Below are 11601 nucleotides of genomic sequence, written 5' to 3' on the forward strand. Positions count from 1 at the left end.
TTACTTGGCACGCATGGCCTTGAACGCGCCCGAGAAGAAACTGAACAGCGCATCGCCGGCGATCACGCCGCCTGCGAACACTTCGAGCTTCTTGCGCGAACCTGCGCCCAGGGTCTTTTGCGCCACGATGCGAAAGGCGATGCCAATGGCCACCATCCAGCCGGCCATCGGGCTGGCAATGAGCAGGCCGGTGGCAAAGAGCACGCCCAGTTGCTGGCGTGCGCCGCCGATGATTTGCAGGATGGCGCCGGGTATGGCCCACAGCGCGAGATTGCGCGCCGTTTCGCCCGAGATGCCCGCCTTGATGGCCGCGACGTAGGCCGCGTTGATGGGCGCTGTCATCTTGTTGCCGAAGTACAGCTTGTAGGTGCACGCGACCACGACGATGGCGACGACGAAGCCGATCATGCCGGCGATCAACTGCTGGCGCCGTCCATCGATTTCGAGCGCTGAGCCCGACACTTCGCCGCGCAGGATGAAGCCTGCCTTCAGGTCATAGCCCATGTCCGCGAAGGCCGGACCGGTGGTGGCCGAGAAGCCCGCGAGCACCACGAGCGCTTCGGGTGGAAAGCCGATCAGGATGCCGATCAACAGTGTGATGAGCGCCACCGCAAACGCCGGGAACCAACCCGAGTGCATGGCGGCGATGCCAACGATCAGTTCATGAACGAAGGCCGCAAAGGTGCCGTAGAGGACAAAGCAGATGAGCATGGGCATCGACATGCCGACCCACGCACCCGTGGTGGCCGTCAGCAACACCATGATCGCGAGGTAGCCTGCGCCGCCCAGGCGCAGCGAGCGTCCCAGGACGGAGGCGCCGCGTGCGTCGTTGGCCGCAACGGCGCCGGTGCCGCCGGAGCGGCCCCGCATGACGACGCGGCCCACCTGGAACAGCGCCACGATGCCGGCGCCAATCATCATGCCGTGCGGTACGTAGAGCTTGGCGATGTCTACGCCGAACAAGAGGGTCGAATAACCGCGTGCGAGAAGGCCGACGCCGAAGGCGATCATGGCCCCGAGGCCGCCGATGAGCGCCACGCCGAATGCCGACATCGGCAGCGCAAATACCGCGCCGGCAACGCCCGCGGCCAAGCCGCCGACCAGCAGCCACGCCTGCTTGCCGCCACTGTCGCCAGCCTTGATCGCCTCGGCCGCAGCGATGCCCAGAGGCCAGGGATTCTTTGCAGGGAAGGCGGGCGTGTCGAACATGCGATAGAGCAACCACGCGTCCAGCAGCATCGCCAGGCTCACGCCGATGAGCATTGGCACGATCATTTCCGGCAGGCCGAACAGGAAGGGAATGCCGATCGGCAGGAAGAGGCTGTTGGCCGCGCCGAAGGTGGCCGAGGAGATGCTGGTTTGCGCCAGGTTCTGCGCATGCACGGAACGGAAGCCCCGGAACATCGCCAGCGGAATGCGCGCCAGCGCCATGGCTGCGAGCGCGCCCACCAGCGAAGTGCTTGGCGTGATGCCCAGGCTCGCAAGAATCTGGATGCCCACGATGGCGCCAAAGATGCTGAGCACGACCGTCAGGATCAGGTTGGCCGGCGCCAGGGCCTTCGGGTGGGTTGATTCCACGTCGAACGCGCTGGTGTGTGCGGTCGAACCCAGCGGGGTTGCCGTCGTCTCATGTGCCATCAGAGCATCTCCTGATTGTTTCAGATCGATGGCCAAGCCATCGGAATTGCCAAACTGCTCAACTTCTTGTGGTTCCAAAATATGGAACCTAGTATGATTTTATGGAACCAATGATAGTTGCCGCCAAAAAACTGTCAAGGGGGATTGCCTGGCCATCTCGCAGCCTTGTCGCGAGAGTGCGCCGTCTATGATCCCGGCAGCCTTGCCAACCAGAAGAGGGAAATGAGCACGCTTGCCAACGCAATGGATGTCCTGAAGCTGATCGCGCGATTGCGCCGCGACATCACGGTCACCGACGTGTCCGCGGAATTGAATCTGCCCAAGAGTTCCGCGTCACGAACGCTGAGCATGATGGCCAGCTACGGCTTTCTGGATCGCGATCCCGCTACGCGCGCCTACCGGCCGGGCGGCGTCATCATGGAGGCCTCCTATCACTACCGCGCATCGCGCAGCACCGCCTCACTGGTCGAGGAGGCGCTTGCCGCGCTGGTGGATGAAAGCGGCTATACGGGCTACGTCAACGTTCTCGATGGCGCCGATTCGATGGTCATCCAGATGCGCGCCGGCTCCGGCACGCTGCAGGTCTATACCCCGCCGGGCACCCGCGCGCCGGCGTACGCAAGCGCACCGGGGCGCGCGTTGCTGGCCGGGCTTTCAGACGAAGAGGTCACACAACTGGTGGGCAGCAAACTGGATCTGCGCCGTGGAGACGCGCCACGTACGCGCAAGGACCTGCTGGGGCGGCTCGCCCAGGTGCGCGATCATGGCTGGTCGCTCTCGCGCGGAGAGGCTGTCACCAACGTTGCGGGAATCGCCGCCGCGGTGCTGGATCCGGCCAGCCGCCAGCGCTATGGCTTTGGCCTGGCCATTCCAGTGGAATCGTTGACGGATGCGCTCGTCGCGCGGCTTGGTGCGCTGGTGCGGGATGCCGCGAGCAACGTCGGCAAGCGCGTGGGCGATCCTTACTGGTTGGCCTTCCAGGCTGCGGCCTGATCAGAACAGATTGCCGACGGTCGAGGCCAGCACGCTTGCGGAGACGAACACCGGCAAGCCAGGCATCGCGTTGACGACGGCTTGCTTGTGCTGCTCCGTATAGCCCATGCAGTCGAGCACGATGGCTTGTGCGCCTTGATCGCGAAGTGTCCTGGCCGTGTCCACCAGCGAGTCCAGCGGGCCGTAGGGCGATGCCGATGCGCACGGCAACTCATCGCCGGGCGCGGACCACTTGTCCTGGATCTGCCTCACCTGCTCCGGCAGCGGCGCGATCATTCCGAGGCGCTTGCCGTGCGCCAGGTTGTTGATGGTCGCCTGGACGACGCGGTCGGGTTCAATCAGCCATGCGCCCTTCGTGCGCAACGTCGCAAAGTGCCCCGTGCAAAGGACAACGACAACGTTCGCACCTTGCGCTTCCAATTGGTCGATGCAACGCTGCAAGCCTCGTTCCACTGCGTGCTCATCCAGCGCGACCGATTGGCCGCTGGCAAGCCGGGAGATCAGGGGGAAGGCGCCTTCACGGACGGCAAAGTCGCGCGTGACCGCTTCAGGTGAAAGTCCATCGAGCACGCCGCATTCGATGGTTCGCACATGCGCAGGCAAGGCTTTCACGATGGCCCCGGTCATGTCAGGGCGGGGCGATTGTCCGATGGTGAGGAATGCCAGCAGTGGATGCGACATGCGAAAGAGCGTCGGTTGTTGAAGTTCCGTATTTTAGAACCTATCAATAAATAACGGAACTCGTGTTCAACTGCTGACGGAAGAGACGCGCACGACGGCCTTGTCCTCCAACGCCTGCCAGTCGATCCATTCGCCGGGTCGCACGTTCACGGCGGCCGCCCGCGCATCGGTCTCGCTGCCGCACCACTGCACCGAGAACTCACGGCCCTGGAGCCGCAGCGCGATCTCGAAACCGGGCCACTCCGGCGGCACGCGCGGCGTCAACCGCAGCCTGTGACCCTGCACCTGCAGGCCCAGCAGGGTTTCGATGGCCGCGCGCTGCAGCCAGGCCGCGGAGCCCGTGTACCAACTCCAGCCGCCGCGCCCGACGTAAGGCGCCGCGCCATAGGTGTCGCCCGGCATGACATAGGGCTCCAGTTCGTACACCGGGCGGCGCTGCGGATGCGCCGCGCGATGGGCGGGGCTCAGGCCCTTGAAGCTTTCCCATGCGGTGTGCACGTCGCCCTGCAGTGCCTGCGCCATCATGGCCCACACGGCACCATGGGAGTACTGGCCGCCGTTCTCGCGCACGCCGGGCGGATAGGCCTGGATGTAACCGGGATTGTGGGTGGAATGCGCCAGCGGTGGATGCAGCAGGCGAAGCAGGCCGGCCGAGTGGTCTGTCAACTGTTGCTTGACAGCGCGCATGGCCGGCACGGTGAAGTCCTCGCGCGAGGCACCGGAGATGACCGACCACGCCTGCGCAATCAGGTCGATGCGGCACTCCTCGTTGATCGATGAGCCCAGCGGCGCGCCATTGTCGAAGAAGGCGCGGCGGAACCAGGCGCCGTCCCAGCCTGTCTGGTGCAAGGCCAGCACCCAGCCCTGGCGCGCTTCGAGCCAGCGCTTGGCGCGCTCGCCCTGTCCGCGTCCCTGCGCGATGGGCGCAAAGCGTTGCACAACGTCGCAGAGAAACCAGCCGAGCCACACCGATTCCCCACGCCCTTCGTGCCCGACGCGGTTCATCCCGTCGTTCCAGTCGCCGGTGCCCATCAGCGGCAGCCCATGGGCGCCCACTTTGAGGCTGCGGTCGATTGTGCGGGCGCAGTGCTCGTAGATCGTGGCGACCTGCTCGCTGATCTGCGGCGGGTAGTACGCGTCCTCTGCACCCTCGGGAATCGGCGGTCCCTCGATGAAGTGGGCCGCGGCGTCGAGGATGCTCGTGTCGCCGCTGACCTCGACGTAGTGCGCGCAGGCATAGGGAAGCCACAGCAGGTCGTCCGAAAAATGCGTGCGCACTCCGGCGCCGCCCGGCATGTGCCACCAGTGCTGCACATCGCCTTCGGGAAACTGCCGCGACGCGTTCATCACGATCTGGTCGCGCAGCCGTTTCGGATCGGTCAACGCAAAGGCCATGGCGTCCTGCAACTGGTCGCGAAAGCCGAAGGCGCCGCCGGCCTGGTAGAAGCCGGCCTTCGACCAGATGCGGCAGGCCAGCGTCTGGTAGGGTAGCCAGCGGTTGACCAGCACGTCGAACAGCGGATCGGGCGTGCGCACTTGCACGCGCCCCAGCAGCTCGTCCCAGAAGCCACGCACCTGCGCGAAGGATTCGCCCGCATCGCGTTGGCGCCATTGCTGCGCCAGTTGCATGGCGCCCTGCGCATCGGGCGCATGGCCGAGCAGGAAGCTGAAGCTGGCGACCTCGCCGGCCATCACGGCCAGCTCGCCTGCGATGGCGGCGCATGCATCCAGTCCGCTGCCGGCGCGTTGTGCAAGGGCGTCTGGAACTTCAAGGCCGCCGGAGGTCTGGGTGAAGAATTCGTCCCGGTCGCACGTCCATTGCTCGGGAGTCCGTGGAAGGCCCGCGATCATCACGAAGGCCGTGCTGCCGCCGAAGCCCGCGTTCGATTCGCGTTGCTGGCCAAAGACCGCCGGGACGCCGTCGGGCTTCCAAGTGTGCACGGTGCGCCGTTCGCCGCGCGCGGCGCCCATCTGCCACTCGACCATGGCGAGGGCGCGCAGGCGTCGCGGGCCGCTGCCTTGGTTGTGCACGGTCACATGGACGACTTTCATGCGGTCGTCGCGGTCGACGAAGAAGGTCGTCTCCAGCGACAGGCCTTCGTGCTCGCATTCGAAGATCGTGTAGCCCTGGCCGTGGCGCACATGGTGCCGGGTATCCGGGCGCGTGCCGGCGGCGGGCGTCAACGGGATCAAGTCCCGTGAATCGAGGTCCTGAAGAAGGTAGTGCTCGAAAGCCGGGTCCTGCACCGGATCGTTCGACCATGGCGTGATCTGGTGCATGCGGCTGTTGCCGGCCCACGTGAAGCCTGAAGCCGCCTCCGAAACCTGAAAGCCGAAATCGGCGTTGGCGATGATGTTGACCCACGGCCGCAAAGGGCGGTGCTGCGCATCGACCGTGAAGCTGAATTCACCTGATGCGGCGTCGAAATCGCCGACTGGCGCCTGCACGGCTTGCGCTTGCACGGCCTGCGGCTGCTTGAATGCGCCACGCGGGTTCAATGCGACGGTGGGTGCGTCCTGGGCGATGGCGCGCGGCGTGGCTGCATCGCGCAAGGCGGCAACCTGCGCTTCGAGCGTGCGGCCATCGGCGGTGAACACCGCGCGCGCCAGGGCCGACAGCGCAGCCTTTTCGGAAGCTGCGACATCTTGGTCGCGCAAGAGATAAAAGCCTGCGGAGTCGTTGCGCGGAAAGCTGTTTTGCACCTGCTGCGCCACCCGGTCGCGCAGCGCCTGGATCTCGCGCTGCAGGGGCATGAGGTACGAACTGGGCTCGCTGTTGAGCACCACCAGGTCGCAGGCCACGCCGCCGAATCCCCACCACGGCTGCGCGCGCAGCAGCGTGTTGAGCAACCGCATGCCGGTGGTCGAATGGATGTGCACCAGCACGATCGGCTTGTCGCCCGAAATGCCGAAGCGCCAGATCTGCCGCAGGTCGATCGTGCCGCGATCGCTCATCGGGCGCGGCGATGTGTAGGTCAGGATGGTGGTGAGGTCCTGCAACGCAAGGTTTTGCGCCGGGTCGATGCTCAGGTCGCGCAGCCTCACCTGCGCCAGCGTGGCGGCCATGCGCGTCGCCCGCTCCACGTGCATGGGTTGCAGGTAGCGGTCGATGACGGGGAGCAATCCGTCTTCGTGTTCATCGGCGGTGGTGGCGAAGGTGATGCGTGCGGTGGCGCCGGCCTCGATCTGCAGGCGCACGCGCAGGCACGCGATGGGGTCCAGGCCGTTGATGGGCTGGCCGTTGCCGTCCAGCGCCTGCGCGTCGAGCGCCGGATCGGCCAGCGACCGGTTCCTGCCGATGAAGGCGCGCCGGTCGGCCATGCAGGCGACCGACAGCACGTGCGCATCGACCGAGGCCACGAAATGCGCAACTGCCATGCTCGCGTCGCCGTGCAGGCGGGGCTTGCGCGTGATGAGCAGGGCGCGCCATGCCGGCTCCCATCGCGTCTCGACGAAGAGGTTGGTGAACGCCGGATGCGCCTCGTCCGCCTTGGGCTGCGACAGCACGGGTTCGAAGTACGAAATCAACTCCAGCGTGCGTGTGGCGTTGCTCGTGTTGTGCAGGGCCACCGTGCGCAGTTCGGTATCGTCCTCGGGGCTGATGAGGACGGTGGTGCGCACCTGCAGGTCTTCGCAGCGTGCGTCGAACTGAACCTGATCGGCCAGGAAGCGGGCGCGATAGTGCCAGCCCTCGCCGGGCGCGGGCAACGCGGTCAGCGACACGGGCCTGGCTGCTTCATCGCCGGCACCTTCGGCGTGCACGAAGAAAAAGGTGCCGTAGTGGTCACGCAAGGGATCGTCGCGCCAGCGACTCACGTTCGAGGATTGCCAGCGACTCACGCCAGCGCCGTTGGCGCGCAGGGCGACCGTGTAGCGGCCGTTGGAGAGCAGGTGCGTGGGCTGCATGCCCGGCGCCAGCGGATCCACCACGCGTGGCTGGAAGACCGGCGGCGGTTCGCCTTCCGCCGGTTCGGGCGGCGTGCGCGGATCGGCGCTGCCGATGATCTGGCGCGGCGTGCGTTCGTGCAGCAGCGATTCATGGGCCTGCACCAGCGGCGCCGACGCGAACCAGCGCCGGGGCGCATCGTCACACAGCAAATTGCACAGCGCCACCAGCGACATGCCCTGGTGATGCGACATGAAATTGCGCACGACGCTGAAGCCCTGTCCTTCGGCCTGCCGCGAGATCGTGAAGTCGATTGCGTCGAAGAAGCCGAATTCGCCACGCGCACCGAGCGATTGAAGCAGGTGCAGGTTCAACATGACGTCGTGCGGTACATGCGCCGCGGCCATGGCGGCGGCGTAGGGCGCGACGACTCGTTCCGTGGGCGGTGTGCGCCGCAAGGCCAGACGCGGCACGCCGAAGGGCGAATACTGATACGCCAGCGAATGGTCCTGCGCAAAATAGGCCGACTCGGAAACGCCCCAGGGCTGGTACATCGCATGGCCGAAAGCCTGCTGCTCGCGAATGGCTGCGCGGTTGGCCGCGTCCAGCAGGCTGTGCTGCGGCTCTGGCATCACGAGCGAGGGCATCAGGTACTCGAACATCGAGCCCGCCCATGATTTCAGGCCCGGCTCGAAGCCGACAGACAGGAAAGGGCGGCCCAGCGCCGGCCAGTGGCGGCGTGGTGCGTCGCCCTTGGCGATGGCCAGGAAGCTGAGCAGTCGCGATTCCGAAGAGAGCAGGTCGTAGTAGCTCGCGTCGAGCGTCATGTCGTCCACGCGAAGGCCGATGTGGAACAGGTGGCGCTTGGGGTTGTAGAGGCCGCTGAAGTCCATCGCGTGGCACAAGGTCTCGCAGCGTCTTGCCATCTCTTCCAGTGCAGCGCGTTGGGCGTCGTCGCGGGCCGTGGTCTTGGCAAGTTGCCCACAGGCCTGCGCCACGCACAGAAGATGCCCGGCGAGGTTGCCGCTGTCGACGCTCGACACATAGGCCGGCGGGAGCATGCGAAGCGTCTGCGTGTCGTACCAGTTGTAGAGATGGCCATGGAACTTGTCGAGCCGGTCGACCGTGGCGAGCGTCGCTTCCAGTCGCGCGAGCAACTGCGCCGTGTCAATCCATCCAAACTCGTGCGCGCAACAGGCGGACAGCAGGTACATGCCGATGTTGGTCGGCGAGGTGCGGTGGGCGATCGTCGGCTGTGGTTCGAGTTGCAGGTTGTCGGGCGGCAGGTCGTTGTCCTCCGGGCCTACGACGTACTCGAAGAAGCGCCAGGTGTCGTGCGCCAGCTTTTCCAGGTAGTCGCGCTCGGAGGCGTCCAGGGTCTGGCGATGGCGGTCACGCTTGGTGACGTCGCTGGACCACCACGCCAGCACAGGCGCCAGCGCCCACACGACGAACAGGGCTGGGCCTGCGAAGGGATGGGGGCTCCATGCGGCAGCGCAAGCCAGGACGATGCCCGAGAGGCTTGCAACGGCACCGGCCCGCAGGAAGGCGGGAAGCTCATACCGCGCCTGCGCCGCCGCCTGCTCGGACGTCGTCCATTGCAGGAGCTTGCGCCGGCTGATCGTCATGCGCCACAACGCTCTTGCACTCGCGTCCAGCAGCAGTCTGGCCTGGGCCATCAACTGGACGAACTGCCAGGCGGCGCCGGCCAGCGCGCGAATCAACTCGCCGCCGCCGATGTCGAAGAAGTGACGCAACTCGATGTTGCGCCGCGTCGGTACCAGTCCGGCCAGCGCGCCGAGCAACGGGCCGAGGAGAAGCGCGGCCGCAGCCGTCGCCAGCGCCCAGCTCAAGGGCACGGCGTCCGCGAAGATGGCCAGCGCGATCAGCAGGCACGACGCCGGCGCGACCAGGGCCCGGCGCAGGTTGTCGATCATCTTCCACAGGCCGAGCCCATCGATGCCGAATCGGCGCGGTTGCAGCATCAGGGGCAACAGTTGCCAGTCTCCCCGCGTCCAGCGATGGACGCGCGAGGACGCGACGCTGGCGTGGTGGGGATGGTCTTCCAGCAGCATCACGTCCGTCATCAATGCGCATCGTGCGACGACGCCTTCGAGCAGGTCGTGGCTGAGCACCTGGCCTTCGGGCATCCGCGCATCCAGCACGGCATGCACGGCGCGCACGTTGAGCAGGCCCTTGCCGGTGAATGAGCCGGATCCGAAAAGGTCCTGGTAGATGTTGGACGCACCGCTGCTGTACGGATCGATGCCGCATTGCCCTGCGAACAGCCAGTGGTAGAGGGAGCGCTCGTCGTGCGCCGGAAAGGGTGTCACGACGTGCGGTTGAAGGATGCCGTAGCCGGAGACCACGCGGCGCCTTGACGCATCCACGTAAGGCGCATTGAGCGGGTGTGCCGCCGTGGAAACCAGGTCTTTCAGCATGCCGGGGGGCAGACCGGTATCGCCATCGAGCGTGACGACATAGGGAATGCGGTCGGCCAGCCGCCAGCCTGCCTTCAGGGGCAGAAAGCCGCTGGCGTCGCCCACGGCCAGCCAGCGCAGCAGCATCTCCAGCTTGCCGCGCTTGCGCTCCCAGCCCATCCACGTCCTGTCGGTCTCGCTCCAGCTTCGGGGGCGATGCATGTGCAGGAAGCGGGTGGGCGCGTCAGGGCCTGCGGGGTATCGCTCGTTGAGCGCGTCGATGCGGCGATAGGCGTCGGCCAGCAGGCGGTCGTCGTCCGGTGTGCTGGCGCTGTCGGCGTCTCGCCAATCCGTCAGCAATGCGAACTGCGCGTTGGCTTCGCGATTCGCGAGCCAGTGGAGTTCGAGGCGATGCGCCAGCTGTTCGTTGACTTCGGTGGAGCCAAGCAACGCGGGAATCACCACGAGCACGCGTGCGTCTTCGGGGATGCCTGCCGGAAAATCCAGCCGTGGCAGCGGATGCACACGCGCCGATTCGGCCACGATGCGGTGGATCAAGGCGATCACCGCCTCCGACACCGGCCAAGCGGCCAATGCGAGCGCGCACGCCGTTATCCAGCCATTCCCGATGGAAGCCTTCCAATCCGCGGTATGAAGGCCATGCGCCATGCCGGCAAGCACCAGCACCGTGCCGCCAACGATGCAGGCAAGGTAGATGAGCAGGCGCCATGCAACGGCATCCGTCGGCGCACCCGCACCAGCGCGCACAGGCGCATGCAAGGGCCGCAAGGATTCACGCAAGCGGGGCCGGCCCGGTCCGATGAGGTAGTAGCCGGCCGTCAGCTGCGCCTGGGCATCCGTTCCAGTGTCCGGAGCCGGCGCTTGTGCCAGTTGCACCACTGCTTCGGCCACTTCGCGTTCGGACCTCGCCGTGCTCCTTGCCAACTGCTCCATGGCGTGGGTGATCTGCTGGCGGGTGATTTCACTTTCAAGGCTGAAGCTGGGAATCCGCCGCAAAACGCGCAGCGAACGGCTCACGGGCTCGATCAGCTCGGACCACTCGACCTGCCCGATCGTGCGGAGGGTCGTGATGATGTTGCCGACCGTCAGGTTGTCGGCAGCCGCGGCGGTCTGCGCATCGCTGATGAGCGACGGACCGTTGGGGCAATGCTGCTCCGTCCAACGCACCAGCGACGAGGTCTGCTCGGTGCGCTCCACGGGGAGCCGCTGCCAGAGCTGCGTCACATAGGGCTCGTGCAGGCCGCGGCTTCGCATCATGCGGCCCATCACGTCGAGGTCGTGCGTGGACAGGCTCCCGGCGATGTCCGAGACGGCATGGGCCACTTCGCGTGCGACCTTGGTGCCGGCGATGTCCTCGGCGACGCGGCGCAGGTTTTCCAGCAGCACCACACGCAAGGTGGTGGGAAAGGCCCACAACTCGCCCAGCGTCAGTTCATCGATTTCCTGATAGGCATCCAGAAAGGCGGTGAACAGCTCGTTGTTGAGCACGCTGTCGGTGTGCGCAACATAGGCCCACGCAATGCCGTAGATGCGTGGCAGGCCCGCCAGCGGCGCTTCGCTCAGCTTGGGCAGGCGAAGGTAATAGTTGCGCGGCACGCCTTCGTGGATCTGCTGGAGTTGCGCCTCGATGAGGTGAAAGTTGTCAAGCAGCCATTCCGCGGCTGGCGCCACGTAGCGCCCGCTGCGCGAGGTCAGCGCGATGTAGTCGAAGGCCCGCCGCAGCGACTCCAGGTTTTCTTCGACGCGCGGAAAGAAGGCCGGCTCGCCGCGTGTCGGCCTTTCCTGCACCAGCTGCGCGCGGGCCAGACTGCGGCCATGCTCGGCAAAGCGTTGCGCGCCGAACAGGTCGGAGCGGATCGGCGCTTCGCGTTCGGCGTGAGGGCTTGAAAGAAGTTGGCGAGCGTAGTCGCTGAGGCTGTCGAACCGGTCCAGAACGGAGGCGCTCACGCCTTACACGAACTG

Annotated in this window: 4 protein-coding genes; 1 reads left to right on the plus strand and 3 read right to left on the minus strand. The window is 66.2% G+C overall.

All coding sequences use genetic code 11. The annotated features are described in order from the left end of the window. Nucleotides 1-1638, minus strand: a complete 1638-nt coding sequence (locus tag QTI66_RS19125) for an OPT/YSL family transporter (RefSeq protein ID WP_286561409.1) — start codon at nt 1636-1638, stop codon at nt 1-3. Nucleotides 1639-1860: 222 nt separating this feature from the next. On the opposite strand from QTI66_RS19125, the gene QTI66_RS19130 reads away from it, so the two are divergent. Continuing rightward, nucleotides 1861-2631, plus strand: a complete 771-nt coding sequence (locus QTI66_RS19130) for an IclR family transcriptional regulator (RefSeq protein WP_286561410.1) — start codon at nt 1861-1863, stop codon at nt 2629-2631. Here QTI66_RS19130 and QTI66_RS19135 read toward each other — a convergent pair whose 3' ends face one another. After that, nucleotides 2632-3312 (minus strand): AroM family protein, encoded by a 681-nt coding sequence (locus QTI66_RS19135; RefSeq protein WP_286561411.1) that lies wholly within the window; start codon nt 3310-3312, stop codon nt 2632-2634. Between the two features lie 66 nt (nt 3313-3378). Next, nucleotides 3379-11586, minus strand: coding sequence for a glycoside hydrolase family 94 protein (locus QTI66_RS19140; protein ID WP_286561412.1), 8208 nt, complete (start codon nt 11584-11586; stop codon nt 3379-3381). Nucleotides 11587-11601: the final 15 nt, after the last annotated feature.

The organism is Variovorax brevis, assembly GCF_030317105.1.
In the GTDB taxonomy this organism is placed as follows: Bacteria; Pseudomonadota; Gammaproteobacteria; order Burkholderiales; family Burkholderiaceae_C; genus Variovorax; species Variovorax brevis.

Excerpts from the sequence above, each read along its gene's own strand:
- QTI66_RS19125 (WP_286561409.1), bottom strand. The coding sequence starts at position 1,638 with ATGGCACATGAGACGACGGCAACCCCGCTGGGTTCGACCGCACACACC.
- QTI66_RS19130 (WP_286561410.1), top strand. The coding sequence starts at position 1,861 with ATGAGCACGCTTGCCAACGCAATGGATGTCCTGAAGCTGATCGCGCGA.
- QTI66_RS19135 (WP_286561411.1), bottom strand. The coding sequence starts at position 3,312 with ATGTCGCATCCACTGCTGGCATTCCTCACCATCGGACAATCGCCCCGC.